The sequence below is a fragment of the Nonomuraea candida genome, assembly GCF_000725485.1.
Taxonomy (GTDB): Bacteria; Actinomycetota; Actinomycetes; order Streptosporangiales; family Streptosporangiaceae; genus Nonomuraea; species Nonomuraea candida.
This window is the reverse complement of record NZ_JOAG01000029.1, coordinates 1-26,923: the sequence shown is the minus strand read 5'-3', so window position 1 is coordinate 26,923 and position 26,923 is coordinate 1. Positions and strand designations below refer to the sequence as shown.

The 26,923-nt window shown below is 66.3% G+C and carries 24 protein-coding genes and 1 tRNA gene; 14 read left to right on the top strand and 11 right to left on the bottom strand.

From position 1 onward, the window contains the following. Positions 1–22 precede the first annotated feature (22 nt). From sepX to galU, 6 genes are all read right to left on the bottom strand, one after another. The gene (gene sepX / locus IO39_RS26860) at positions 23–607 is read right to left on the bottom strand and encodes a divisome protein SepX/GlpR (protein ID WP_043628822.1); all 585 of its coding nucleotides are present in this window, start codon (positions 605–607) and stop codon (positions 23–25) included. Between the two features lie 124 nt (positions 608–731). Further along, positions 732–1,385 (bottom strand): GNAT family N-acetyltransferase, encoded by a 654-nt coding sequence (locus IO39_RS26855; protein ID WP_043628819.1) that lies wholly within the window; start codon positions 1,383–1,385, stop codon positions 732–734. A gap of 111 nt (positions 1,386–1,496) precedes the next feature. Next, the gene (locus IO39_RS26850; protein WP_157548941.1) at positions 1,497–1,982 is read right to left on the bottom strand and encodes a MogA/MoaB family molybdenum cofactor biosynthesis protein; all 486 of its coding nucleotides are present in this window, start codon (positions 1,980–1,982) and stop codon (positions 1,497–1,499) included. Then, entirely contained in the window at positions 1,979–2,455 is a 477-nt protein-coding gene (gene moaC, locus IO39_RS26845; protein ID WP_043628596.1) for a cyclic pyranopterin monophosphate synthase MoaC, read from the bottom strand. Before moaC ends, IO39_RS26850 begins: the two co-directional genes overlap by 4 nt. A 286-nt stretch (positions 2,456–2,741) precedes the next feature. After that, the gene (glp, locus tag IO39_RS26840; protein ID WP_043628594.1) at positions 2,742–3,929 is read right to left on the bottom strand and encodes a molybdotransferase-like divisome protein Glp; all 1,188 of its coding nucleotides are present in this window, start codon (positions 3,927–3,929) and stop codon (positions 2,742–2,744) included. Further along, positions 3,916–4,818, bottom strand: a complete 903-nt coding sequence (galU, locus tag IO39_RS26835) for a UTP--glucose-1-phosphate uridylyltransferase GalU (protein ID WP_043628592.1) — start codon at positions 4,816–4,818, stop codon at positions 3,916–3,918. The genes glp and galU overlap by 14 nt, the downstream gene beginning before the upstream one ends. Before the next feature lie 24 nt (positions 4,819–4,842). Here galU and IO39_RS26830 point away from each other — a divergent pair, with 24 nt between their 5' ends. The 3 genes from IO39_RS26830 to IO39_RS26820 all read left to right on the top strand — a co-directional run bounded on the left by IO39_RS26830 (position 4,843) and on the right by IO39_RS26820 (position 7,320). Further along, positions 4,843–5,412: a 5-formyltetrahydrofolate cyclo-ligase gene (locus IO39_RS26830; protein WP_043628590.1), complete on the top strand. Its 570-nt coding sequence runs from the start codon at positions 4,843–4,845 to the stop codon at positions 5,410–5,412. Between the two features lie 24 nt (positions 5,413–5,436). Next, a complete protein-coding gene (locus IO39_RS26825; protein WP_084773550.1) occupies positions 5,437–6,942 on the top strand; it encodes a potassium/proton antiporter in 1,506 nt (501 codons plus the stop codon). A 69-nt stretch (positions 6,943–7,011) separates the two neighbouring features. Next, a complete protein-coding gene (locus IO39_RS26820; RefSeq protein WP_043628589.1) occupies positions 7,012–7,320 on the top strand; it encodes an FmdB family zinc ribbon protein in 309 nt (102 codons plus the stop codon). Positions 7,321–7,586: 266 nt separating this feature from the next. On the opposite strand, the gene IO39_RS26815 is transcribed toward IO39_RS26820, so the two are convergent. Beyond that, entirely contained in the window at positions 7,587–9,554 is a 1,968-nt protein-coding gene (locus IO39_RS26815; RefSeq protein WP_043628588.1) for an MFS transporter, read from the bottom strand. A gap of 141 nt (positions 9,555–9,695) precedes the next feature. On the opposite strand from IO39_RS26815, the gene IO39_RS26810 reads away from it, so the two are divergent. The 3 genes from IO39_RS26810 to mscL are packed head-to-tail and all read left to right on the top strand — an operon-like array spanning position 9,696 to position 11,553. Then, entirely contained in the window at positions 9,696–10,502 is an 807-nt protein-coding gene (locus tag IO39_RS26810) for an S-methyl-5'-thioadenosine phosphorylase (protein ID WP_043628587.1), read from the top strand. Beyond that, positions 10,499–11,131, top strand: a complete 633-nt coding sequence (locus IO39_RS26805; protein ID WP_043628586.1) for an RcpC/CpaB family pilus assembly protein — start codon at positions 10,499–10,501, stop codon at positions 11,129–11,131. The genes IO39_RS26810 and IO39_RS26805 overlap by 4 nt, the downstream gene beginning before the upstream one ends. Before the next feature lie 23 nt (positions 11,132–11,154). Further along, complete coding sequence (gene mscL / locus IO39_RS26800) at positions 11,155–11,553, top strand: large conductance mechanosensitive channel protein MscL (RefSeq protein WP_043628584.1); 399 nt, start codon at positions 11,155–11,157, stop codon at positions 11,551–11,553. Between the two features lie 12 nt (positions 11,554–11,565). Here the strand turns inward: mscL and IO39_RS26795 are convergent, their stop codons facing one another. Then, positions 11,566–12,624 (bottom strand): M15 family metallopeptidase, encoded by a 1,059-nt coding sequence (locus tag IO39_RS26795; protein WP_043628582.1) that lies wholly within the window; start codon positions 12,622–12,624, stop codon positions 11,566–11,568. Between the two features lie 961 nt (positions 12,625–13,585). On the opposite strand from IO39_RS26795, the gene IO39_RS26785 reads away from it, so the two are divergent. Both IO39_RS26785 and IO39_RS26780 read left to right on the top strand, forming a co-directional pair. After that, a tRNA-Arg gene (locus IO39_RS26785) sits at positions 13,586–13,658 on the top strand. Between the two features lie 262 nt (positions 13,659–13,920). Next, positions 13,921–14,985, top strand: a complete 1,065-nt coding sequence (locus IO39_RS26780; RefSeq protein ID WP_043628576.1) for a protein NO VEIN domain-containing protein — start codon at positions 13,921–13,923, stop codon at positions 14,983–14,985. 33 nt (positions 14,986–15,018) lie between these two features. Here the strand turns inward: IO39_RS26780 and IO39_RS26775 are convergent, their stop codons facing one another. Then, on the bottom strand, positions 15,019–16,035 hold the full coding sequence (locus IO39_RS26775) for an HNH endonuclease (protein WP_052423410.1): 1,017 nt from the start codon (positions 16,033–16,035) through the stop codon (positions 15,019–15,021). Between the two features lie 31 nt (positions 16,036–16,066). Here IO39_RS26775 and IO39_RS26770 point away from each other — a divergent pair, with 31 nt between their 5' ends. Further along, positions 16,067–16,408 (top strand): nucleoside triphosphate pyrophosphohydrolase, encoded by a 342-nt coding sequence (locus IO39_RS26770; RefSeq protein WP_043628574.1) that lies wholly within the window; start codon positions 16,067–16,069, stop codon positions 16,406–16,408. A gap of 31 nt (positions 16,409–16,439) precedes the next feature. Here the strand turns inward: IO39_RS26770 and IO39_RS52960 are convergent, their stop codons facing one another. Beyond that, entirely contained in the window at positions 16,440–18,320 is a 1,881-nt protein-coding gene (locus tag IO39_RS52960) for a DNA/RNA helicase domain-containing protein (protein WP_084773548.1), read from the bottom strand. A 267-nt stretch (positions 18,321–18,587) separates the two neighbouring features. Between IO39_RS52960 and IO39_RS26760 the strand changes: the two genes are divergently transcribed. The 4 genes from IO39_RS26760 to IO39_RS26745 all read left to right on the top strand — a co-directional run bounded on the left by IO39_RS26760 (position 18,588) and on the right by IO39_RS26745 (position 24,504). After that, positions 18,588–20,486 carry a DUF2075 domain-containing protein gene (locus IO39_RS26760; protein ID WP_245642267.1) on the top strand — a complete coding sequence of 633 codons (1,899 nt, stop codon included), beginning with the start codon at positions 18,588–18,590 and terminating at the stop codon, positions 20,484–20,486. A 607-nt stretch (positions 20,487–21,093) separates the two neighbouring features. Next, entirely contained in the window at positions 21,094–21,837 is a 744-nt protein-coding gene (locus IO39_RS26755; RefSeq protein WP_169789120.1) for a CBS domain-containing protein, read from the top strand. A gap of 67 nt (positions 21,838–21,904) precedes the next feature. Further along, entirely contained in the window at positions 21,905–23,773 is a 1,869-nt protein-coding gene (locus IO39_RS26750) for a DNA/RNA helicase domain-containing protein (RefSeq protein WP_245642265.1), read from the top strand. A gap of 71 nt (positions 23,774–23,844) precedes the next feature. After that, on the top strand, positions 23,845–24,504 hold the full coding sequence (locus IO39_RS26745; protein ID WP_043628566.1) for an HAD family hydrolase: 660 nt from the start codon (positions 23,845–23,847) through the stop codon (positions 24,502–24,504). Between the two features lie 34 nt (positions 24,505–24,538). Here IO39_RS26745 and IO39_RS56130 read toward each other — a convergent pair whose 3' ends face one another. Next, entirely contained in the window at positions 24,539–25,969 is a 1,431-nt protein-coding gene (locus IO39_RS56130; protein ID WP_211267178.1) for a restriction endonuclease, read from the bottom strand. Between the two features lie 474 nt (positions 25,970–26,443). On the opposite strand from IO39_RS56130, the gene IO39_RS26735 reads away from it, so the two are divergent. Then, complete coding sequence (locus tag IO39_RS26735) at positions 26,444–26,746, top strand: hypothetical protein (RefSeq protein ID WP_043628564.1); 303 nt, start codon at positions 26,444–26,446, stop codon at positions 26,744–26,746. Positions 26,747–26,923: the final 177 nt, after the last annotated feature.

Sequence of the window (26,923 nt, the reverse complement as noted above, 5' to 3'; positions counted from 1 at the left end):
AGAGGGTCCTCGCGCCACCTCTTCAGTCGCCCACCGCTCGCTTGGGCGGTTCGGCGTACTGATCGAAGAGGACATCCGCGTGTGGCGGCGTGAGATCGATGACTTCGGCCTCCGCCTCCGCCGCGGCCCGCCGCTGCTCACGCTGCCTCCGCAGCCGCTCAGCGCGCGCCTGGCGGGCGCGCTCGCGGCGTTCCCTGTCCACCTGTACGGCGATGCGAAGAAACGCCATGTACGCCAGCATGATGACGACGGACGGCGCCACCCCCCACCACGGGATCATCTTCACCGCGGCCGTCACGATGGAGGCCAGCACCAGCAGGGCGGTGAAGAAGAGCAAGCGTCTGCGGCGGGCCACGATGATGGCGCGGCGCCGGAGGCGGAACTGGCGGACGTCGACCTTCTCCACCTCCGCCTGAGGCGTCCCGTCGTCCTCGTCGGCGTCGGGCGGGCTCAGGTTGTCGAGGTCGGGGAGCTGGTGCTCGCCGGTGTAATACTCTTCGAGCTCGGCCAGCTCGGCGAGGTTCGTCTTGTCCTTGCGCAGCCACATCGGGATGAGGACGCAAAGCCACATCACGACGATGGCCAGATAGAGGAGGACGCTGCTCACGACCACCTCCAGGCAGCACGAAGACGCGGATGTGCTCGTCGCGCCTTCAATGTGCTCACGTCACGCACCGTAAGACCGCATGTCACTGATTGACGAGCATTCGGTGCGGTGTGTCGCGAGATCGTCAAACCTCTTCGACGGAAGATCCTCCGCGAGCGGCTGACTCACGAGCACGACGCCATTGCACGAGCAGCCCGCCAGGAGCATCCTCAACGGTCAGCGCGTAGCAAATGTGGTCGCGCCAGGCTCCGTCGATGTGGAGTTGGCGACGCCGAATGCCTTCTTCCCTGAAACCCAGCTTCTCAACCACTCTACGGCTGGCTTGGTTCTCGGGGCGGATGTTCGCTTCCAGCCGATGCAATCCGGTGGTGAAAAAGCAATGGTCAACGGCCATGGCGAGGGCTGTGGGGATGATCCCTTTACCGGCCACTGCCCCATCGATCCAGTAACCCACCTGCGCAGAACGGGCAGATCCCCACACGATGGCGCCGACGGTGAGCTGTCCCGCGAAGCGGCCCTCGTACGTCACCACCCACGGCAGCGCCAGCCCCTGCCTGGCCTCGCGGCGCAGGGTGCCGACCATGGAGATGTACGGCCCGAGACCCGTCCTGAACAGGGGCGTCTCGGGATTGCTCGGCTCCCACGGGCGCAGCCACTCGGCGTTGCGCAGCCGGGTCTCGCGCCACACGCGCACGTCGCTCAGGCGTAGCGGCCGGAGGCCTACCGGACCCTCGTTGAGGGTCACCGGCCAGCCACGAAGTCGATCCACACCTCTCATCATCCCCCTATCGGGCGCGATGTCGCCACGGATCATCGACCGGCGATCGGATTCACCGCCACCCGCCCGATCGGCCGCCGGAATTTCGCTGCCGGCGTACCTCTTGGAAGATCAACGCTCAGCGCGGTGATCGCCGCCGCGGATTTGATCAACGGCGTGCCGCAGAATCGGGGCGAGTACGGCCACGCCGTCGCGTACGCCACCGGTTGATCCGGGCAAATTAACGATCAAGGTGTTCCCCGCCTGCCCGGCCAGCCCCCTGGACAGTACGGAAGTAGGCACCTTCTCCCGATTAGCCAGACGAATGGCCTCGGCAATGCCGGGAATTTCGCGGGAAATTACCCGGGCGGTCATCTCCGGCGTCAGATCAGCGGGCGTCAGCCCGGTGCCGCCGGTGGTGACGATGACGTCATAACCGCCCGCCACCCCGTCACGGAGCGCGCTCTCGACCGGCTCGCCGTCGGGCACCACCACGGGCCCCTCGACCTCGCAGCCGGCCTCCTGCCGCAACAACTCGGCCAGCAACTGCCCGGATTTATCCTCATAAACCCCGGCCGCCGCGCGGTTCGAGGCGGTGATCACCAATGCCCGGATCATGCCTCGTCCCGCGTCCATCGGCCCGTCTTCCCGCCCAGCTTCTCCTCCACCCGCACGTCGGTGATCACCGCGCCCGGATCGACCGCCTTCACCATGTCGATGAGGGCCAGCGCCGCCACCGACACCGCGGTCAGCGCCTCCATCTCCACCCCGGTACGGTCGGCCGTCTTCACCCGGCACGTGATCCCCACGCCCCAGTCCTCGACGTCGAGGGTGACCTTCACGCCGTGCAGCGCGATCGGATGGCAGAGCGGGATCAGGTCGGGCGTACGTTTCGCGCCCATGATCCCGGCGATCCGCGCCACCCCCAGCGCGTCGCCCTTGGGCACCTCGCCCGACCGCAGCAGCTCCACGACCTCGGCCGACAGCAGCACCCGCCCGGTGGCCGTGGCGCTGCGGGCCGAGACGTCCTTGGCCGAGACGTCGACCATGCGGGCGGCCCCGGTCTCGTCGATATGGGTCAGCTCACTCACGGCAACTCCACCCCAACCTCACACAACACCGAACCACCCCAGAGCATCCCATAACGGGCCCCCAAGAGCCGCCTCCGCAGCGGAAACCACCTGGGCCGCCCGCCCCCGGACGAGCACACGCCTCACCCCGCGCACAAGCCCCGGACGCGTACGAGCCTGACCTGCGCACAAGCCCCGGACGCGTACGAGCCTCAAGGCGCACACAAGCCCCGGACACGCCGTCCTCAGCCCGCGCACAGGCCCCGGGCGTCCGAGCCCGGGTGAGCGCACCAGCCCCCGGCCCCGCCTACAGCCGGATCACCTCCACCGAAGCCCCGCTCTCCACCTCGGTCACCTCCTCGGGCACCACGATGAGCGCGTTCGCCGACGCCAGCGCCGCGAGCTGATGAGAGCCCTGCCTCTGCGCCGGCGACACCGTGCCGTCACCGGCCAGCACCCCGCGCAGGTACGACCGCCGCCCGAACGGCGACCGCAACGACGTGGCGGTCCGCGCCTTCACCGTCTCGGGGATGCCTTCGGGCAGCCCGCGCATCTTGTCCAGCGCCGGCCGTACGAAGAGCATGAACGACACGAAGGACGACACCGGATTGCCGGGCAGGGCGAAGATCGGCACCTGGTCCTCCCCCAGGACGCCGAACCCCTGGGGCATCCCCGGCTGCATCGCCACCTTCTCGAACCGGACGGTGCCGAGCGGCCCCAGGGCCTCCTTGACCGGTTCGTACGCCCCCATCGACACCCCGCCGCTGGTGATGATCGCGTCGGCCCGCACCAGGTGCGTGTCGAGCTGGTCGAGCAGGATGCCCGGATCGTCACCCACGGACCCGGCGCGGTAGCCCTCGGCCCCCGCCTCCCGCACCGCCGCGGTCAGCGTGTAGCTGTTGGAGTCGTAGATCTGCCCGGGCGACAGCGTACCGCCGGGCTCGACCAGCTCGGCGCCGGTGGAGATCACGACCACCCGGGGCCTGGGGCGCGCCCAGACGCGCCGCCGCCCGACGCCCGCGATGATGCCGAGCTGCGCCGCGCCGATCAGGGTGCCCGCCCTGAGCACGACCTCGCCGGCCTGCACGTCCTCCCCGGCCCGGCGGATCGCATTGCCGGGCTCGGCCCGCCGGTCGATGCGTACGGAGACCGTTCCCCCGTCCGTCCACTCCACCGGCACCACGGCGTCGGCGCCGGCGGGCACGGGGGCGCCGGTCATGATGCGCACGGTGTGCCCCGGCCCCACGGCCCGCAGCTCCTGCGATCCGGCCGCCACGTCGTCGATCACCGGCAACGTGACCGGAACCGCCGACAGGTCCTCGGCCCTGACCGCGTAGCCGTCCATGGCCGAGTTGTCGAACGGCGGCAGCGGCACCGGCGACGACACGTCCTCGGCCAGGGTCGCCCCCAGGGCCTGCTCCAGCTCCAGCTCCAGGGGCGCCAGCGGACGTACAGTGGCCAGGATCTCGGCCAGATGCGCGTCAACTGATTTCATCAAGGAACTCCCGCAGCCACGGCACGAACTCCGGCGCCAGATCCTGCCGATCCGCCGCGAACTTCACCACGGTCCGCAAATAGTCGAGCTTGTCGCCCGTGTCATAGCGCCGCCCGCGGAACAGCACGCCGTGCACCGGCCCGCCCTCCTCGGGGCCGCGCGCGGCGAGGGTGCGCAGCGCGTCGGTGAGCTGGATCTCCCCGCCGCGCCCCGGGGGCGTCTGCTCCAGCACCTCGAACACCGTCGGGTCGATCACATAGCGCCCGATGATGGCCCAGTTGGACGGCGCCTCATCGGCCGGCGGCTTCTCGACGAGGTCCGTCACGCGGACGACGTCCTCCTCGTCGGTGGGCTCGATGGTGGCCACGCCGTAGAGCGAGACCGACTCCTTGGGCACCTCCATCAGCGCGATCACGCTCCCCCCGAACGTGTTGCGCACCTCGATCATCCGCCGCAGCAGGTGGTCACGATGGTCGATCAGGTCGTCGCCGAGCAGGCAGGCGAACGGGTGGTCGCCCACGTGGTGCTTGGCGCAGAGCACCGCGTGGCCGAGCCCCTTCGGCTCGCCCTGGCGTACGTAGTGCAGGGTCGCCAGCGAAGCCGGCTCGCGGACCTGGGACAACCGGTGCTCATCGCCCTTGGCCTCAAGGGCCTCCTCCAGCTCGAAGGCGCGGTCGAAGTGGTCTTCGATCGAGCGTTTGTTCTTGCCGGTGACCATGAGGACGTCGAGGAGCCCGGCGGAGGCGGCCTCCTCGACGACATACTGGATCGCGGGCTTGTCGACGATGGGCAACATCTCTTTCGGTGTCGCCTTGGTCGCCGGGAGGAACCGGGTGCCCAGACCCGCGGCGGGCACGACGGCTTTCGTCACAGGGTCGAAGTCAGCCATGAGTAGACCCTAGTGGAGGGACCTGTGGACAAGTTGAACCTGCGCCGCGAGCTGATCGCGGCGCGTAGCTCCCTCTCCCCCGAACAACTGCGCGCAAACGCCATCAAGGTCCGCGAAACGCTGCTCGAACAGCCCTGGGTCCAGATGGCCGGTCTGGTGGCCTGCTACTGGTCGGCAGGGGTGGAGCCGGAGACGCACGGGCTCGTGTTCGCTCTCTGGAAACATGGAGCCACCGTCATCCTGCCCGTCCTCCGTGCGGACAATGACCTGGATTGGGCGGTGTACGACGGGCCCGACACGCTGGCCCCCGGCCGCTACGGGATCATGGAGCCGGTCGACACGCGGCGCGGCGTGGACGCCGTACGCACCGCCGCCCTCGTGATCGTGCCCGCCCTGGCGGTGGACCGGCGGACGGGGGTGCGCCTGGGGCGCGGCGGCGGCTCGTACGACCGGGCCCTGGCGCGCGTCGGCCCCAACGTCCCCACGGTGGCGCTCCTGCACGACGGCGAGCTGATCGACGGCGTCCCGGCCGAACCACATGATCGCCAGGTCCGCTATGTGATGACCCCCTCCGGACTCACTAGGCTTGTGTGAAAGCCGATACGAGAGGGGAGCCAGATGACAATCGACGTCTGGCTCCTTCTCGGTGCTGCGATCGTCATCGCGGCCATCGCGTCCGTACGCCTCGCGCATCGCACCGGCCTGCCCAGTCTTCTGATCTTTCTCGGCTTCGGGGTGGCTCTGGGGCCTTCGGGGTTCGGAATCCCTTTCGAGAGCCCCCAGCTCGCCCAGCAGGTCGGGCTGTCCGCGCTGGCGGTGATCCTGGCCGAGGGCGGTCTGACCACCACCTGGTCCCATGTGCGGCGTTCCGTCCCGCTGGCGCTGGTGATGGCCACCGTGGGCGTGACGCTCAGCATCGTCGTCGTCGCGCTGCTCGCCCAGGGGCTGCTCGGGCTGAACGGCACCTCGGCGCTGATCCTCGGCGCGGTGCTGGCCTCCACCGACGCCGCGGCCGTCTTCTCCGTGCTGCGCAGGCTGCCGCTCCCGTCCCGCCTGGCCGGGGTCCTGGAGGCCGAGTCCGGCTTCAACGACGCGCCCACGGTCATCGCCGTGGTGCTGCTCAGCGGGGCCTCCCACTCCCAGGCGACGCTGGGAACGTTCCTTCTGGAGACCTCGGTCGAGCTGATCATCGGCGCGGCCGTCGGGCTCGCGGTCGGCCCCACCGGCGCGTACGCCCTGCGCCGCGTCGCGCTCCCCGCCTCCGGCCTGTACCCGATCGCCGTGCTGGCGCTCACCTTCGTCTCGTACGGCGGCGCCGTGCTGCTGCACGGCTCGGGCTTCCTGGCCATCTACCTGACGGCCCTCATCCTGGGCAATTCGCGCCTGCCGCACCGGGCGGCGACCAGGGGCTTCGCCGAGGGCGCGGCGTGGCTGGCGCAGATCGGCCTGTTCGTCATGCTCGGCATGCTGGCCGACCTCGACGAGATGCCGGCGGCCATCGTCCCCGGCCTGATCACCGGCACGGTCCTCGTCCTCCTGGCCCGCCCGCTCTCGGTCGTGGCCAGCTCCGCGCTGGCCTGGATGCTGCGGCTCGGCTGGACGAGCTGGCGCGACCAGGCGTTCCTGTCGTGGGCCGGGCTGCGCGGCGCGATCCCGATCGTCCTGGCGACCATTCCGTGGGCGGCCGGCGTCGAAGGCTCCAAAGACCTCTTCAACCAGGTCTTCGTGATCGTCGTCGTGTTCACCCTGCTCCAGGGGCCGACGCTGCCGCTCGCCGCGCGCCTGCTCGGGGTGGCCTCGCCCGGCGAGGCCCACGACCTGGCGGTGGAGTCGGCTCCCCTGGAAGAGCTCAAGGCCGACCTGTTGCAGGTCAAGGTCCCGCCGGGCTCCCGCCTGCACGGCGTGGAGATCTTCGAGCTCCGCCTGCCCGCCGGCGCCCAGGTGACGCTCATCGTGCGCGACGGCAGATCGTTCGTCCCCGCCACCAGCACCAGGATCCGGGCGGACGACCAGCTCCTGCTGGTCACCACCGCCGCATGCCGTGACCAGGTCGAACGCCGCCTGCGCGCCGTGAGCCGCAGCGGAAAGCTGGCCGGCTGGTACGGAGAGCGGGGGTTGGAATAGGTGTTTGACCCTATCGGTTACCATTAGCAGTCGCATCGCTCGAGTGCCAAAGCTTGTAAGGAGGAGCGCGTGCCGACCTATCAGTACGCCTGCAACGACTGCGGTGAGCAGCTCGAGGTCGTCCAGAAGTTCACCGACGATGCGTTGACGGTCTGCCCGGATTGCCAGGGCAGCCTGCGGAAGGTGTTCTCCGCCGTCGGCATCGTGTTCAAGGGCTCGGGCTTCTACCGGACCGACAACCGCTCGTCTTCCTCGACCTCGACGTCCGGCACGTCCGCTGCCTCGTCGTCGAAGTCCGGAGAGAGCAAGTCGTCGGACTCCGGCTCGTCGACCTCCACCTCGACCTCGACCCCCGCTCCGGCCGCCGCCTCCAGCTGACGACCGCCCGCGCACCGGGGCCCCCGGTGCGCCTCGCCCGGCCGCGGTGCCCGCACCCCGGGAACCGCGGCGGCCGTCGCACGACCCGCGGCACAGGCGCCGCCCGTTGCCGCCGCGCCGCGGTTCGGCATGAGCGCCTGCGGCTCGACGTGAGCCATTCGCGTTCGGCATGAGAGCCCACGGCGGCCGTTGCGCCGAGAAGCCCGCCGGCTGCCGCAAGACGTGCTGCCCACGAGCCTGAGGAACGGTCGGCTCCGAGAAGGAACTCAAGGAGGACGATCGGCAGCCGCCCCGAGCAGCTCCGGCGCGATCCGGTCGACGAGCCGCTCCAGCTGCGGATGCTCCCCCCAATCCGCCACGAGCCGTCTCAGCCCCTCCCTCGAGCAGCGCAGCAGCCGCACCGCCGCCTGCTGCCCTTCCTCCGTCAGCCGCACCGCCTCACCGTCCTCGGAACGCCGCACCAGCCCGGCCGCCACGAGCTGATCGACGTACGGCCGCCCGTGCTCCCTGCTCACGTGGGCTCGCCGGGCCAGCTCCCCCGCCGCGACCCACCCCTCCCCGCCCAGCCTGGCGATGACCCAGACCCCCTGCGGCGAGATGCCCTCGAGCCCCGCCAGGGCCCCCAGCCGGTCGTAGTATCCCCGCCGCAGATCGGCGTCGGCCAGCCGCACGAGCCCGCGCTCGACCTCGGCCAGCGAGGAGCGCTCCGCGGACGTGGCCCCCAGCCCCTCCCCCAGGTCGGCCGCCTTCGTCGTCTCCCTGAGCCTGCTCTGCGGGATGAGCCAGCTCAGCAGGAACGCCCCGAACATCACCGGCGCCGCCACCCGGAAGACCGCCGCGATCGCGTCCGCGTAGACGTGCAGGAACCCCTGCGCGAGCCCGGGCGGCAGCCGCTGGATGACGGTCGGGTCCTCCTGGATCCTCCCGGGATCGAACCCCGGCGGCAGCCGCGCCCCGCGCAGCGCCTCCCGCAGGTCGGAGTCCAGGGTGGCGGAGAACACCGACCCGAGCGTCGCCACCCCGAACGACCCTCCGATCGAGCGGAAGAACGTCGCCCCCGACGTCGCCACGCCGAGATCCTTGAAGTCGACCGCGTTCTGCACCACGATCACCAGCACCTGCATGGTCATCCCCAGCCCGACCCCGAGCACCAGCAGGTAGCACCCCAGCGTGAACAGGCTGCCCGACTCGGTGACCGTCGAGAGCAGGGTCATCCCCACGGACGCGACGGCGGTGCCCACGATGGGAAGGAAACGGTATTTGCCGGTCTTGGAGATGATCTGCCCGCTGACGATCGACATGGTCAGCATCCCGGCCATCATCGGCAGCAGGTAGACCCCCGACAACGTCGGGCTGACACCGTGCACGACCTGCAGAAAGAGCGGCAGGTACGTGAGCGCCCCGAACATCCCGAACCCCACCACGAACCCCACCGCCGACGACATCGCGAACGCCCTGACGCCGAACAGCCCCAGCGGCAGCACGGGCTCGGCCGCCCACCGTTCGACGAGCATCCAGCCGGCCACCAGGGCCACCGCGGAAGCCGCCAGGCCCAGGATGACCGGATCGTGCCATCCGTACGCCGTCCCGCCCCAGGTGGTGATCAGCACCAGGCACGAGGTCGCCCCGCCGAGCAGCACCACCCCCGCGTAGTCGATCCGGTGCCTGGTCCGCGTGCTGTCGGCCGGCAGCGCCGCGGCGATGACGAACAGCGCCACGGCCCCCAGCGGCAGGTTGATGGAGAAGACCCAGTGCCACGACAGGTGATCGACGAACAGCCCGCCGAGCAGCGGCCCGACGATGCTGGAGACGGCGAAGACGCCGCCGAAGAACCCCTGGTAGCGCCCTCTTTCCCGGGCCGACACGACATCTCCCACGATCGCTTGGGCCAGCACCATCAGCCCGCCCCCGCCGAGCCCCTGAAGGGCGCGGAAGGCGATGAGCTCCCCCATGTTCCGGCTGAGCCCGCACAGCGCGGAGCCGGCCAGGAAGATGCAGATGGCGCCGATGAAGAGCCTTTTGCGGCCGTACTGGTCGCCCAGCTTGCCCCACAGCGGCGTCGAGACGGTCGAGGCCAGCATGTAACCCGTGACGACCCAGGACAACTGCTCCAGCCCGCCCAGGTCGCTCACGATCGTCGGCAGGGCCGTGGACACGATCGTCTGATCGAGCGCCGCCAGCAGCATGCCGAGCATGAGCGCGAGGATGATGAGACCGAGGCCCTGGTGCCGCATGCGGCGATCCTACTCTTCGTACTGGTGTGCGCACCCAGAGCGATGAAGTCGTCCACAGAACGCCGTTTGAGTCTCGCCCTTATCCACAGAACGCCGCTCGGCCCATCCTCGCCCGCCCCCGCTCCGGCTACTCTCGGCGCCATGGTCACTCGCGCAGACATCGGTGTCATCGGCGGTTCGGGCTTCTACTCCTTGCTCGACGACGCGCAGGAGGTCGAACTCGCCACACCCTACGGCCCCCCGAGCGATGTCGTCACGGTCGGGCGCATCGGCTCGCGTTCCGTGGCGTTCATCCCCAGACACGGGCGAGATCACCGCTTCCCCCCGCACCGCATCCCCTATCGTGCCAACCTCTGGGCACTGCGTTCGCTCGGCGTCCGCCAGGTGCTCGCGCCGAGCGCCGTAGGTTCGCTGAGAGCCGAGTACGGCCCGGGCGCCCTGGTGATCCCCGACCAACTCGTAGACCGCACTTCTGGGCGCACTCAGACTTATTACGACATTGATGGCGCGGTCCACGTCTCGTTCGCCGACCCCTACTGCCCGTCGGGCCGATCCGCGGCCGTGCGGACCGCCCGCTCGGCCGGCTGGGAGACCGTCGACGGCGGCACGCTGGTGGTCATCGAGGGCCCGCGCTTCTCCACCCGCGCGGAGTCGCAGTGGTTCGCCCGCAACGGCTGGTCGATCGTGGGCATGACCGGCTTCCCCGAGGCGATCCTGGCCCGCGAGCTGGCGCTCTGCTACACGTCGATCTCGCTCGTGACCGACCACGACGCCGGGGTCGAGGCCGGCCAGGGCGTCACCCACGACGAGGTCCTGGAGTTCTTCGCCCAAAACGTCACCCGCATGCGCACCCTGGTCGCCGAGACCGTCCAGGCCCTGCCCGAGGAGCGCGCCTGCCCCTGCGGCTCGGCACTCGACGGCATCAAGCTCCCCTTCGAGCTGCCGTGATCGGCTCGTCCTGGCTGTCCCGCCACGGCCGTCGCCGCCGCCTCGTCGCGGCGGCGCTGGCCGCCATCTCCGTCATCGCCGTTCTCGAGACCATCAGTCCCGGGCCCGCCACGCCCACGGTCCTGGTGGCCTCCCGCGACCTGACGCCCGGCCCCCTCCGCGCCGAGGACTTCCAGCCGGCCACCCTCGACCCTCCGCCCGCGGGCGCCGTGCTCACCATCGGCGCGGGCCAGACCCTGGCCACCCCGATGCGCCAGGGCGAGCCGCTGACGGACGCCCGCCTGCTGACCTCATACCGCCTGCCTCCGGGCATGGTCGCCACCCCGGTGCGCATCGCCGACGCCGACGCGGCGGCCCTGCTCTCCCCCGGTTCGCGGATCACCCTCCTGGCCGCCTACGACCCCGCCACCCCCGCCCGCCAGATCGCCCCCGACACCACCGTCCTGACCATCCCCGGCGCCGCCGCGCAGGAGACCGACAGCCCCATCGACCGATCCCTCGGCGCCGGCGCCGGTTCCCGAGCCGGCACCCTGATCGTGGTCGCCACCACTCCGACCCAGGCGGCCGACCTGGCCACCGCCCAGGCCCACGCCCGCCTGTCACTCACCATCAAATCCAACTCAGAGTAATCACGCGACTACGATTCCTTGTCATGAACGGATTCAAGAAGTTCCTCATGCAGGGAAACGTCATCGACCTGGCCGTGGCGGTCGTCATCGGCGCGGCGTTCAACTCGATCGTGCAGTCGTTCGTGGCCGACCTGCTCACGCCGCTCATCTCGGCGTTCGGCGGCCTGCCCGACTTCTCCTCGCTCAAAGTCACCGTCGGCCAGTCCAACTTCATGTACGGCAACTTCCTCAACGCCGTCATCTCGTTCCTGATGATCGCCGCAGTGATCTACTTCCTGGTGGTGAGGCCGTACACCCACCTCAAGGAGCGCGCCGCCGGCAGGATCGAGTCGACGACCCGTGACTGCCCCGAGTGCCTGTCGGAGATCCCGAAGGCCGCTTCCCGCTGCGCCTTCTGCAGCGCCGAGGTGGCCCCGGCCTGACCCCGGGCGGGCTCAGAGCAGCGAGTCGATCTTGGGATCATACTCCCAGTGCCACGGCTCGAACGGGCTGCTGTAGGCCCAGGAGGGGTGGAACCACCCGTACCTCTTGGAGTTCTTCTCCATCCACACGAACTCCGGAGACCCGGCCCTCTCCACGCCACCGCACAGGTCCACAGCCAGCCCGAGGCCGTGGTTGCTGCGCCCCGGCACCGCCGCGAACCCGGGCCGCCGGTAGTAGACCGACTGCTGCTCGGCGAGGCTCCGGTAGGCGTCGGTCACGCACATCGGCTTGCCGAACCGCTGCCGATAGGCCTCGTTCAGGCTCACGAAGGCGATGGTGGCATCGGCCCTGAGACTGAACCCCTTCTGCTGCAAAGGACAGAGCATGCTCTTGGGAATGAGCCCGTTGGGATACTGGTCGGCCGTGGCCGCCCGCAGCGGGTTGCACCCCAGCGCCGCCCGCCCCACCTTGTCGATCTTGATCCCCAGCTTCACCAGCGCCGCGGTGAGAGACTTCACGATCTTATCCGACCGCTGCCGCAACGTGTCGACCTCGGCCGCGAGCTGCGCCTCGGCCAGCAGGTTCCCGGCCCGCAGCTCCTGCGCCTCAGCGGCGAGCCGCTCGGCCTCCTTGTACAACGCGCTGGTCTGCTCGACGGCGTGCTGCCGCTGGGCCACCATCTGGTTCGTGTCCATGAGGGCCCGCAGGGTCTTCTCGTCCGCGCTCCCCGACAGGAACGGCACGACGCCACCGGCCACGAGCGGCTGCTGGTACAACAACTCGGCCAGCTGCGACACAGGCTGCCGCATCACGGCCAGCTGCCGCTCGAGGTTCTGCAACGTGGTCAGCTTGCTCTTGAGCTCCTTCTCGGAGGCCGCGATGTCGGCCCGCCGCTTCTCCAGCGCCTTGGTGGCCTCTTCGAGCTCCTTGGCCGACTTCTCCGCCTCTTTCCGCAACTCGGTCAGATTAGACGGATCCCGCCGTTCGAGCCCCTGCTGCACCTGCTGAACGCGTACGTGAGCCTGCGCCGGCACCACCCCGACGAGCACGAGGAGAGAAGCCACCGCCATGACAACCGCGATCAGACCCGCTGATCGAGGGGCTGGCACGTTCGACTCCTCCGTTTGCAAACTCGTTACCCGGGTCAGGCACGCACGTTACTACAGCCCCCCGAGTGCCCGGACCGAACTCCGAAGAGCCGCTATGAGACAAATAACCCACTTTGCCCACCCGCCCGGCCCCTACGAACCACCCACCCCACACCAGCCCACCAGCACCGGCCGCGCCCCTCCCCCTCCTTCCTCTTCTCTCCTCTCGCACCATGACCCTCTAACCCGCCCTTACAGCTCAGTACGCCGGCCGATCACGCACGGTTCAGATCCCAGGCACCCAACTCTCCCCCGCAGCCGCCTCCTGCTCCCGATCCCGGCACAACTCCCACAACCAGGTATCCGCCCACTCCCCCGGACACCCCGACTGGGTCTCCACCGGAGCCGGCGTGACAGGCTCCACGTCCACGCCCTCGTCATCGGCAACCTCCTGACCGGCGACCTCCCGATCGGGAGCCTCCGCCCTGCTCTCCCCAACCGAAACGTCCGGCTCCCGCTCCACCACCCGAACCCGCACGGGAGCAGGCACAACCCGCGCATACCGCCGATCCGGCCGCACCGGCGCAGGCACCAGCACAGCCTCGAACCCCACCCCCACCACCGAACCGCCCTCGCCCTCGCCCCCAGCCCCAGCCCAGCCGGCTGCCGCACTCCCCTCGAACCCACCCATCTCCCCCGCCAGCAGCCCTCCCGCAAGGATCGCCGGCGCCAGCAACGCCCCGAACAACACGACGGGCCGCCGACGGGCTTGCGTGCATCGCCTCCTGGTCACAGGCAGACGCTATCCGCCCCCGTTGAGCAAGATTCTGATCACTTGTCATGCCTTTACCGCAGCTCAGAGCACCCATAACCAACCCAGCCAAACTGACGGCGCCCCGACGTCCCACACAGTGCCAGACTTTCGCTAGGCTTACTGGCGTCCGCCTCCGTAGCTCAGGGGATAGAGCACCGCTCTCCTAAAGCGGGTGCCGCAGGTTCGAATCCTGCCGGGGGCACTCATCTCGACCAGGCTTTTGGCCATCTGACCTGCGGTTTCTTGACCGCAGGTCTTTTGCTTCCAGTCCCTTGGTAGGTCGCCGAAGGCACCCGAATGCAGCCGTAGGACCTTGATCACGGGATATATACGGGATGATCTTGATTGTGTTTCCCCAGCTCAGGAAGCAGTTCGTGCTTCCTTGGGAGCTGCAGAAGAGCCGAGTTCGGTAGCCAAGTACGGACCTATGGAGTCCAAGATCCAGCTGCGGCAGGATGGGGACCATGGTCGCGTACTGGTGGTCACAGCGGTCCGATGAGAACTTGTTCATGGAAATCACGCGACGAGATGACATCGGCAGCGACCTCAAGGCGCCCGTTGCTGCTCGGGGCGGCGTGAGCACCCCAGGCTACGCACTGGTCAGTGCCGTCCAGGCCAACAACCTCGTCGTTCACTACGACAGCGGGGCAGAGCAGATCGTGGGCGTCAGCCGCGCGACAGGCGAGCGGTACAACGAGCCGATCTGGTGGGTCGCACGTGGCTCCTACGCGAGACAAGCCGGCGCCAAGCCAGGATGGCTCCCCGGCCTCGTCGTTGCGCTCGCGGACTACCGCCCTCTGGCCGAACCGTTGTCCTTAGCGGTCCTCCGGCAACGCCGATTAGCTCTGTTCGCAGTCCGAGATGCTCTGCAGGCGGAGTTCCCCGGACAGCGGCTCTACTTTCCGTGGATTCAGTACCAGGACTCCCTACGGACCTGGCAGACATACCTTGCCAAGTGCCCGAACGCAGTGCTCGATGTACTCCCAGAGGTGAAGGAAGCGGTAGAAGCACTCGTCGGAGAGCGGCCCCCTACGGTTCTCACTCGAAGCGGCGTTGAGGAGGCCGAACGCCAGGTCGCCGCCGCCGCTGGTCGACCACGAACGTCCCGCAAGGGGCAAGGCTTCGCTACAGACCAGCAGGTGAAGGTAGCGGTCGAGACGCACGCGATGAACGAGGCGCTCCTCCACTACAGCAAGCTCGGCAAGGTCACGGACACCTCGCGTACCGAGAGCTTCGACTATGTGGTCGAGATCGACGGCGCCGCCTGGCATGTCGAAGTCAAGGGGACGACGGGCGATCCGCAGAAGATTCTTCTCACGCCCAACGAAGTCCAACACGCCAAGGACTACCCGCACGTGGCCCTGTTCGTACTCAGCAACATCGTTGTAAGCCGAGACCACGACGGTGGGATCACAGTTAGCGGAGGCAAAGCCTCGATCCTTCATCCCTGGTCACTAGATCAAGCTCGGCTCTCCCCTGTCGGATACAAGTACCATCTGCCCCCGTTCGACCAGAAGTCGGAAGCCTGATGGGGATCCGCCGTGTACGCCTCAGCCAGGTTTCTATGCGAGGTGGCCAGCTACGGGTGGCATCCAAACCGCTGGGAGAAGTTCTGTCGCCCTCCGGTACGCGCGCTTGAGGGTGTGACGCCGCTCGGCCGTCGTTGTACCGGTCTGAGCCATGAGCACTTCGCGTAGTGGGTGACGTGATTCGATGAGGTCGTTGTTCCGCTGTTCGAGCCATGGCATCCACGTCTCGTGCGGAGCTCGATCCCGCTTGGCGTTGTTGCAGGACCAGCAGGCCAGGACGAGGTTCCAGATGGCGTCGACGTCAGGGCCATGCCACTGACGGGTGAGCAACTTCCAGGGCAGGACGTGCTCAACGATGGGTCCAGCGCCTACGAGCCGCGTCATAAGCTCGTTGCAGTAGGCGCAGCGACCGTCCTGATAGCCGTTGAGTGCGGCGACCACCCCGGTCACGCTTCGCCGACGCTGCTTGGACTGGAGGACCAGGGCCTGCTTGTCAGGGTCATAAATGAGCGACGGGCCCAGGACCCCATCGGAAATGCCCGTGGCCCACGCCGTCTCCACCAGCCGCCAGCGGGCGGCAGTTTCTGCATCGAGGTCCTGCGCGTGCACCGAGGCAGCGAGCTCAAGCAATTCGTCGCGCAGCACGAGGCCGGGTGCGGCGGAATTCTTACGCTGATCCTCGTAGTAGCTCAGTGGTGCCTGGTCCCCGCCCAGCTTGGGGAATGCGTCGACGACGTTGCTGAAGCCGAGCTGGACCGTTCGCCGGTGCAACGTGTCGCGGTCGAGCTCGCCGGCGTTGAACGCACGGCAGGCGTCGAGGAACCTGCTGCGAGCCGAGGTTCCCTGTCGGGGCTGACGCTGAAGGCCCTCACAGAGGAGTTCCGCGTACCGCGGTGCCAGTTCGTCGAGCGTGACATGGTTACGACCGGTGGCAGCGACCTCGAGCAGGGTCGCGCCGAAGGCGAACTTGTAGGTGGCCGAGTTCGCGCCGTAGAGCACGATGGCGCGCCATACGCTTTCACCTGTGACCACACCGCGGCGGTAGTCCATGTGAGCAGTATCAGCCAAGGGGGCGACAATTTTGCGCGACGAACAGACGATCGTCTACGGCAAGCTGGTCCGGGATCAGATCCCTCAGATCATCGAGGCCGATGGCAAGATGGCCAAAGTTCGCGTGCTCGGCGCGTCCGAGCTGGTCGCTGCCTTGACAGCCAAGCTCGCCGAGGAGGCTGAAGAGCTGCGTCGCGCCGAGCCGGGTGGTCGTCTTGAGGAGCTGGCTGACATCTATGAGGTTCTGATGACCCTGACCGCGACGTTGGGGTACTCCGACGACGCGGTTAAGGAGGCCGCACGCCTTAAGCGAGTTGAGCGAGGCGGCTTCGAACGCAGGCTGTGGCTGGATGAGGTGAGGCCACGCAGTTGAACCGACGCTTCAGCAGGGGGACCGGCTTGCTTCAGGCTCCTGGCAGAAGAGTGCGCAGGAAACGCTGAGTATACGGATCCGTCGAATACAGGCGCGTACCCTTCGTCCCACGTGTGGCAAGCACGCGGTACGTGTTGAGCGCGTAGAAGAGATATTTCTCGGGCGTTAGATAGTTGACTTCTTTGTCGTGACTCTTACTTGGCCGCGCCATCCAGCCCGAAGGAGTCCGTACGAGGTCTTCGCCAATGATGACCGCCCCGTAGTCGTACTCGAATCCTTGCGCCGTGTAGATACATCCTACTTGCCGATGTCCTCCTGGGTCGGTTGCCCAATAAGGACGTCCTGGAATTTCAGCCTCATTACCAATGACTTCGCCTGCACGCGAGTTCCAGGGCAGCTTCCAGGTCTGCTCGTTTCCCCCGCTGTCGCCCCAGGTTATAGCCACTTCCGGCAACAGCGGTGGCTTTGTTCGCGAGTTCCATGGCCAGCAAAACCCTGCTGCGATCCGAGCACTGCGCCCACGCGCGATGTGATCGTTCGTCCAGGTCTCGAGGTCTAGCGGAGACTCAGCCAAGGTCAGATCATAATCTTCACCCAGCCACAGGGAGGGTGAGCCTTCCTGGGCGAACAGGTCGTCGATCCAGTGCAGGTAGACTTGGGAACCAGCGCAGCGGAATTGGACAGTTAGATCGATGTGGGTGAACGCCTGGTTCAGGTGCTCAGCTATACGGCGCAACTCCTCAAGAGTTGTGCCCTCGCTCGGACGGATGATCTGCCGCTCGTCCAGAAAAAGAACTATCGCACCAGTTCTTTCAGCGAGCCGCAGCAGTATGTCCGGAAATTCTGTTGCTCGCTGCTTCGTGGCGGTATGCAGACGATGCGCCTCGTCGATCAGCACGATGCTGCTCTCCGACAATCCGCCCGGTATCCCTTTGGCGATGTTGGTGATCAACCCTCTGGCGGTGGCTCCAACCGCTCGACTGAGTTGCTTGGTCAACGCTCCCGAGGGAGTCAGTAGGCGGGGATTCGCGCCACCACGCAGGCAGAGGTCCCCGAGGACGCGGGCCGCGATGGCAGTCTTGCCGGTGCCGGGGCCTCCCGTCACGACGATCACGTGTCCCGACCGGCCGTGCTCGACAGCTATAGCGGCATCGCGAATATGCAGACGAGCCTTGTCCTGATCACCGATCAGTGTGAAACCGCCGACTCCCTTGATGGCGTCAGCGACTCGGGAGAGCAGCTTCGGAGAGGGCAAGTGCTGCGTTTCGACGAAACGCTCCACGAGCGCCGTCGAAGGGGGCTCAAGGTCGCCGCAAGCCATCTGGTCAGCGCACAGTCTGGCTGGGGCTTCGGGTTCCAGATCGGTCTGCCCGAGGATCGGATAGGCCGAGCTGGGACCGCGCGCAACTAGCTCACGTAACCATTCGACGAACGATGGACCGGCGTTGTGCATGATGACAACGCCTCTGACCTCCATGTCGATGGATTCGCCTACCCAGTTGGTGAGGTAGTGCACGTAACTGCCGACCTGTCGCGCCGGATGCTCCTCAACTCTTCCACCAACGTCGAGCAGTAGCGCATCGCCAGCGTGCCGTTCCGCCTGCTCCCATTGCTTGAGCTCCACCACGACCGCCACCAATTTGGCGTCGTCGACTCGCTGACCTAGCACCACCGCGTCAGCTCGTTGCCCGGTCCCTGGCAGCGGATACTCCAACATGATGCGCAGGCCGCCGAGGCCTGCCGCGGTGAGCGCCTTCAACAGCGCCGGCCAGCTTCGCCGCCAACTCCCCTGCTCTGACGGCCCAGGGGCAACGCCATAGGCGTCAGTGAACCGACGGACGCACTCGGCATAGAACTGCGGATTCCGTAGCTGCGCAGCGGCTTGAGCGATGGTCCCATCGAACAGATACATGTATTGATTTATAAGGGATAAGATCCATTATTCGGACATCGCGCGACCGGCAAGGATACGCCGCCCGATGGACCGCCCGAGTTCACGCCCAGAGGCGGGAGGCGGGCAAAGTGGGGAGACCACGCCATCTGTCGGTGTTCTGTTGCGGCTCCCTCATGCCGGTGCCGCCGCTACTCTTTGGGCGACCACGCGATGCGGCCCGACGGGCTTCCGCACTCGTACGGCTCCGGCCGGAGCGGATATGCCCCCACCCGCACGAGTTCTCTCGTGCTGCCCTGGGGGATGTCTGTGACGGCGCTGCGGCTTTCTGTCGATAACGTACTCGCTTCTCCCAGCGAGGCCGCCCTGGCGGAAGCCATCGCCGAACACGTGCGAACCGTCACCGGGCGTCGTTCCTCCGCCTCCGAAGTCAGGTCTTGGCAGCGCAGTCTGCCGGCCCTTGCTCGTGACCTCGCTGACGCAGGTTTGCACAGGGTCGAGATGCTCGTGGAGTACAAGCTCCCTCTGACCAGCAAACGTGCGGACGTGGTGCTTGCCGGCATCCACCCGCGGACTGGCGAGGATTCCTACGTCGTGATCGAACTCAAGCAGTGGAGCCGGGCCGAGCCCTCTGAAGCGGGCGAGCATCTCGTGATCGTTGATGGCATGCCCGGCGGCGAAGCGCTGCATCCTGCCGAACAGGTCCGCCGATACTGCGAGTACATGCGGGACTTTCTGGGAGCGCTCAGCAGCAATCCGGATACCGTCTATGGCGCGGCATACCTGCATAACGCCATGGACCTGGACGTCGACGGCCTGTCAGATCAGGTCCGCGACGAACGCAGCAGGCTCTTCACCAAGCAGCGACGCGGCGAGTTTCTGCGTTACCTGAGTGAACGACTGTCGGACAAGCCAGGAGCTGAGGCGGCCGATCGACTCCTCAGCAGCGCCGTCGCGCCGAGCAAGCAGCTCATGACGTACGCCTCCAAAGAGATCCGCGAACGCGAACAGTTCACTCTTCTGGACGAGCAGCAAGTCGCGTACGAGACGGTTATGGGCGCCGTTGACAGCGCCCGGCGCGCGGACTTCAAACAAGTCGTCATCGTCACCGGAGGTCCCGGCAGCGGCAAGAGCGTCATCGCTCTGTCACTTCTCGGCGAGCTCTTCCGGCAGGGCAGATCGGCGCTGCACGCCACCGGCTCCCAGGCTTTCACTCAGACCATGCGGCGCTACCCTGGCCGAGGCAGCACCCGGATCAAGAACCTTTTCCACTACTTCAACAGCTTCACTGACGCCGAACAGAACGGCCTCGACGTCCTCATCTGCGACGAAGCTCACCGCATCCGCGAAACCTCTACCAGCCGCTTCACTCCTGCCGCCAAACGCACTGGACGCAGCCAACTCGACGAGTTGCTGTCTACGGCTCGGGTGCCGGTGTTCCTGCTCGATGAGCATCAGGCCGTCCGCCCTGGGGAACTCGGCACCGTCGAGGGCATCGAGCACTATGCCCGTACGAAGGGCTACGACGTGCGGCGAGTCTCCCTCAATGAGCAATTTCGCTGCGGCGGCAGCCGCAAGTACGAGCAGTGGGTTCGCAGGCTGCTCGGGCTGGCCCCTGGCGGCCCCATGGCGTGGGATGGGGACGAGGACTTCGAGGTACGACTCGCCGACTCACCGCAGGAGCTCGAAGCGGATCTTGCGACACAAGTTGGCACCGCCCGCATGACCGCCGGCTTCTGTTGGCCATGGAGCGACCCCCTGCCCAACGACACTCTGGTCAGCGATGTCGTCATCGATGACTGGGCGCGGCCGTGGAACACCAAAAAGGATCGCGCCGTCGGAAACTACCCGCCGAGCATGCTGTGGGCGAGTGATCCGAACGGTTTTGGGCAGGTCGGGTGCGTCTATACGGCCCAAGGGTTCGAGTACGACTGGAACGGCGTCATCCTGGGCCCCGATCTGACTGTCCATGACGGTCGACTTGTTACCGTTCGCAGCGAGAACAGGGATCCTGCCTTCAAGAGTCGTAAGTCGGTCCCCGACAGCGACTTCGACCAGCTGGTGCGCAATGTGTACAAGGTCCTGCTCACGCGAGGCATGCGAGGCACGGTCATCTATGCGGTTGATCCTGAGCTGCGGGATCATCTGGCCGGCTTGCTGCCCGCAGCAATATCTCGAATGTCTTGATCAGTCATTGTATGCAGAAGGGAGGAGCGACAATTGTGCTGACACACGCCTGCGACAAATACTTCCTTCATCTCAATGGAGTTCGAGTATTGGACGTGCGTCGCAGCAGGAGTCTTTATTGGGATGCGCGGCCTAGCACGCTGTAGCGGCACACCCACACCTCCACTTATACGACGAGGCATCGACTCCCAGGCACCGGATACCCGCTCGCTTGACGCGCAGCGACTATCCGGTGGGCGTGCCGGCGGCTGCAAGGGCGAAGGACGATACTCGGCACTTAGGTGCTGGCCAGAGAGCATCCTCCGCTAGGACGCCTACAGCACATCCTCCCTCTGATCTGCAGAGATGCCCCATAGGGCGCACCCCTCCCACGGCAGTATTAGCCGATATGTCCAAGTAGTTCGCTCTCATCGTGCTCGCCCTATACGCATCAATGGTGCGGACTGTCGCCTTGGCACGCTATCGTCTCAACATCAGACGGCCCGACGGGCATCCGCCGCATAGCGGTCCAGGACAGCCCCTACCCGTAGGAGTAGCCCATGCTGCCCAAACGCATGGTCGCCTTCGCGCGCCCCTGCACGCACGTCCTTTGGCCCTGGGGCCACCGATGACACACGACGGCAGCATCGTGCTGCGGGTTGCCGACCTCCCTTCCGCTCGTCCGGGCCGACTCATCAGCCTGTCGACGACCGACAGCCTGGCTCGAGCTGAGACTCTTCTGACTCGTCACGGTATAGGCCAGCTGCCTGTCCTGACCGATGCTTTGACGTTGATCGGTGTCGTGACACTGGAGTCCATTGCCATCGCCCGGCTCTGCAGTCGCGAACAGGTCCTGAAGGGCGCTATCCGTCCTGCTAAGACAGTTGACCTCGACGCCGAGGTGCAGGAGATCCTGCCGTTGCTCGAACGCCACGAGTTCGCATTCGTTGAGGACGATCAGTCACGTATCAACGGCATCGTTACCCTCCGCGATGCCATAACCGCTCTTGATCGCTTCAGCGCTCCCCATCGGCTGCTTGGGGAGATCGAGCGTCGGCTTCGGCGCATCATCGACGTGGCCTTCCCAACCGTTATCGAGCTCCAGGAGGCATCCAGTAAGCCGTCTCTTGGCTCCGTGAACGAGTTGAGCCTGGGAAACATCGAGCATCTGCTTCGCCGGCCAGACTGCTGGGCGCGCCTCGGTTGGCGCATCGATCAGGCGGCGTTTGTGGAGGAAGTCGCTGGTGTGCGTCGGATACGGAACCGATTCGCCCATCATCACGGGTCGATATTGACGGCTCCGGCCGAAGAAGAGGTCGAGCAGCTCACCGGATTTCTCAGCTGGCTCAGAAAGTTGGACACAGGATGTTGAAGGTGACCACCCACTCAACCGAGAAGGGACAGACACACCTTCGAGGGCAGGGGCAGCGTCAATGGTGATGAGAACGACGGCTGAAAGCCTGCTGGCCTCTCCACTCGAAACCACCCTGATAGAAGCGATCGCTGAGAACGTAAGAGCATCCACTGGACGCCGCCCTTCTCCCTCCGAGATCAAGTCCTGGCAAAACAGCTTGCCGGTTCTCGCACGCGACCTGCTCGATGCCGGGTTGGGCAGAGTGGAAATGCTCGTGGAGTACAAGCTTCCACTGACCAGCCGGCGAGCCGACGTAGTCCTCGCAGGCGTACATCCACGGACCGGCGAGGACTCGTACGTCGTCGTCGAGCTCAAGCAGTGGAGCCGTGCCGAGCCGTCCGAATCAGGCGAGCATCTGGTCATCGTGGACGGCATGCCGGGCGGCGAGATGTTGCATCCCGCCGAGCAGGTACGCCGGTACTGCGAGTACATGTGCGACTTCCTCGGCGTGCTCAGCGGCAAGCCGAACGCCGTGCACGGAGCCGCGTACCTCCACAACGCGATGGACCTGGACATCGACGGCTTGTCGGAGCAGGTGCGCGACGAGCGCAGCCGCCTGTTCACCAAACAACGGCGCGGAGAGTTTCTCCGCTATCTGAGCGAGCGACTGTCGGACAAGCCGGGCGCAAACGCCGCGGATCGGCTCCTGTCCAGCCCAGTCGCGCCGAGCAAGCAGCTGATGGCCTACGCCTCGAAAGAGATCCGCGAGCGCGAGCAGTTCACGTTGCTGGATGAGCAGCAGGTCGCGTACGAGCTGGTCATGGGCGCCGTCGACAGAGCTCGACGAGCGGACTTCAAGCAGGTCGTCGTCGTCACCGGGGGGCCGGGGAGCGGCAAGAGCGTCATCGCTCTGTCACTTCTCGGCGAGCTTTACCGGCAGGGCCGGTCGGCACTGCACGCCACCGGCTCGCAGTCATTCACCCAGACCATGCGGCGCTACCCCGGTCGCGGCAGCACCCGGATCAAGAACCTCTTCAAGTACTTCAACAGCTTCACCGACGCCGAGCAGAACGGCATGGATGTGCTGATCTGCGACGAAGCTCATCGCATCCGCGAGACGTCCACCAACCGCTTCACCCCTGCGGCCAAGAGGACGGGCCGCAGCCAGCTCGACGAGCTGCTGTCCACGGCTCGTGTTCCGGTTTTCCTCCTCGATCAGCACCAAGTCGTGCGACCAGGGGAACTCGGCACCGTGGCGGGGATCGAGGACTATGCCCGGACCAAGGGCTATGACGTGCGGTTCGTATCGCTCGACGAGCAGTTCCGCTGCGGCGGCAGCAGGAAGTACGAACAGTGGGTTCTCCGGCTGCTCGGCCTGGCCGACGACGGGCCGATGGAGTGGGACGGAGACGATGCCTTCGAGGTGCGGCTCGCCGACTCGCCACAAGAGCTTGAGGCGTTCCTGCGCGCCAAGCCTGGCACCGCCCGCATGACCGCAGGCTACTGCTGGCCATGGAGCGAACCGCGTTCCGATGACACCCTCGTCAATGACGTCGTCATCGGCGACTGGGCGCGGCCATGGAACGTCAAGAAGGACCGCGCCGTCGGCGACTACCCACCCAGCATGCTTTGGGCCAGCGAGCCCAACGGATTCGGGCAGGTCGGGTGCGTCTATACCGCCCAAGGGTTCGAGTACGACTGGAACGGCGTCATTCTGGGCCCCGACCTGACCGTTCAGGACGGCCAACTGGTTACTGTTCGCAGCGAGAACAAGGATCCCGCCTTCAAGAGCCGCAAGTCAGTCTCCGACAGCGACTTCGACCAGCTTGTCCGCAATGTGTATAAGGTTCTGCTCACGAGAGGTATGCGGGGGACAGTCATCTATGCGGTCAATCCGGCCCTGCGGGAGTATCTCGCCAGTTTGATGCGCGTACCACGGGTTCAAGGGGACTAGACCGAAGTCAGCAGCGATACCCCTCGGGCCTGCTCTGTTGTCGGCGAGCACCTCACGTCTAGGGTGGCCACGTGCAGCGCCTCGCCCTCTTCGACCTCGACAGGACGCTTGTCGACCTCGACACCGCGTTCCTGCACTGGGCGAAGGAGTTCGCCGAACAGTGGCGGCTCGGGCCGGATGGCGTCGCGTGGCTCGCCTCTCTGGATCGTGACACGCATCCACATCGTGAGGCGTTCTTCGGACAGATACGCAAGCACTTCGCGCTTCCCGAGGATGTCGATGCGCTGTGGACCGCATACCGTAAGCGCATCCCGCATCTCGTGCGGTGTTACCCAGGAGTGCCCGAAGCCTTGGCCGAGCTGCGCGCCGCAGGATGGCGTGTCGGGATCGTCACGAACGGTATGGCCGACAACCAGCTCGGCAAACTCCAGCGGACCGGCTTGGCCGATGCGGTGGACGGATACGCCGTATCGGGAGTCGAGGGCGTCCGCAAGCCGGAGAGCCGGCTCTTCCATATCGCCGCCGAGCGGTGTGGAGTCAGCCTCGCCGAAGGCGGCTGGATGGTGGGCGACAACCTCATCGCAGACATCCAAGGCGCGCAGGGCGCCGGCCTGCGCGCGATTTGGGTCGACCGAGGCACGTGGCCAGGCCACGAACACCGAGCCGACCACGTTGTCAGAAACGTCCTCCAAGGCATCACCATCATGCGCGGGGCTCATATGCAGGAGTAGGCGCGCCGTATCCACTCCCCCTGCAGAGCTGCGTTCAGGCGTCGGGCCCTGGGCGGCCAGACTGCGTATTGTCCGAGACTCTCGCATTCCGAGGGGGTGTTGTCCCCGGAATGACATCGATGTTCAAGTACTGCTTGATGAGGTGCTTGAGCTCGGCGCCGTTGATCAAGGTGATCCTGTTCCGTTGGGCGAACTGCTCGCTGGCACGCCCGAACCATGAGGTGGTGACCAGGACACCCGTAGTGGCGTTGTGGTCTGCCATGACGCCGGTGAGCGCGTGGACCGCGTCCAGCCCGACAAGCCCCGCCCATCGCTTCGCCTGGATGAGGCAGACTCCGCCGAAGAAGAGGTTGTTACTGGTGGCCACCGCGTCCACGCCGCCGTCCTTGGACGGGATGGTGGTCCAGGCTTCCGCCCCCATGGCGATGAACAGCTCTCTGACGAGATGTTCGAACTCCGTCGGAGTCAGCTTCAGGAGATCGCGACGTGAATCCAGCCCTGCGACGACATCCATGTCCGCGGAGAAACGGAAGCGCTTGAGGTCGAAGGCGATGAACGGCTCAATCGCCTCCAGGTCATAGGGGTTCGGAGAGACCAAGGCGTTGAGACGCTTCAGGCACGCCACTGGATTGACATCGGCGAGGACGAACTCCTCGAAGGCCGCTCGTTCGGCCTGGACGCTCAGCAGGTGGGGGCGCACCTTCTTGCCAGTCGCCTGATCTATGGTGTTGAGGCGCCCGTTGAACACGATCGCCTCGATGATGTTGCCGGGAGTGGCGGCGAAGATCTCGTGGAGCGTGCGCAGCGCGACACATGCGAGAAGCTTGACGTATCTCTGCTTGACCTCGGTCTGCGGTCTGGGCACCGGATCTATCTCGTCCCGTGCCTTGACGTATTTGTAGCCGCGAACATCCGGGATGACGCTCTGCGGGGGTAGTTCGAACTCGACGACGAGATCATGGTTCTCGGGCCGGTACGCGACCTGGTAGAGGCGGGGGAAGCCCTTCGGGTAGACCGAGCTGTCCAAGACTTTGGCGGCGAACCATTCAACAGCGCCTGGCTGGCCATTGTCGAACTCGGCGCGCAGCCGGTCCAGCTGGGAATTGTCGGCTGCCGCTTTATCCTTGGCGGCGGCGACCTGCCGATCATAGGCCGTCCGAGCGGCGTCAAGCTCGCGGAGACGCTTCTCCTCGCGTTTCCGATGTTGAGCTACCTCTCCGTCGAACCGCCCGCGCGCCTCCTGGAGGCTGCGTTCATATCGGCTCTGACCGCCGAAGATCTTGCTGATACCGGAGGGTGTAGGCGGAGCGAACTGTCCCCAGTCTGGAGGCCGTTCAGCGACTCCCATACGTCCGGGGTTGAACGGCTGCACGGAAGGGACAACCTTCATCTGGTCGAACGCCAGGGGACGAATTCGGAGCACGCTGACCAATATCCGATCAAGCTCCTCGATGCGTTTCGCCACCGTCGCAGTCTTTTGGTCGGCTGACGCCTGCTGCTTCTCCAGATGCCGGCGCTGGCGTTCGCGCTCATTCTCCTTCGCCAGCCTGGCCGCCTCGCGTGCTCGCCGTTCAGCTTCTCTCCGTTGAGCCGCCTGACGCCTTTCCCACTCGCTACGACCACCCGCCACGCAATCAGCCCTTCGTACTCCCCGTATGCGATCTCGCCTCATCGATGCCATCGACTGAAAGACACCGACCGTTACCTGCAGTCCAGCGTAGATCAGCAGAGGGTATCCGTCAGCCCCCTGCTCAAGGCCGCCGCAGAGCCTACGAGCCGCAGTTACCGCGCAAGCCACAAGCGATCAAGGAGTCGCGCCATTCCGCTCGATTGTCGCGTCAATACCAGTTCGGCAATTCCCCTCGACGCGCCAACCCGTGCCCCTTATGGTCACATTGATCCCAGGGATAGCCGTCTCAAAGATCCGAAGGATCCGAGGATGATGGCGACACAGGAACAGATCAACGCAGCTCGACGGATGATCGAGCAATTACGTGACCAGCACGCCAACGACGTGCGCAAGCTCGTCGGCCTGCTCGAAAGCGGCGCGATGAAGGGCAGGGCCGCAGACAGGCTCATCGAGGACTGCAAGGCATGGGACCTGGCGTATAGAAGCGTCTTCCAGCGGGCACTCGCGCTGGTCGACTCCACTCCCGCGAGCCCTGAACCGGCGAAGCCGATGGATTCGCTGGGCCAGTGGCCAGGGCGGTCCCCGATCTTTCCGCCCGGGGAGTCACGCTGATGAGCCCACCTCCGAACCAGGTGGGCATCGATCCCTCCCTGATGACGCAGTTGATCGGCGAAATCAAGCGCCTGCAGCACCTGCGTTCCGCAGATGTGTAGCGAGAAAAGCACACAGTTCTGGGCTGTGAGCTGCGGAAACGCTTGCGGGCACGCTGATGCGGCGTGTCACTAGGCG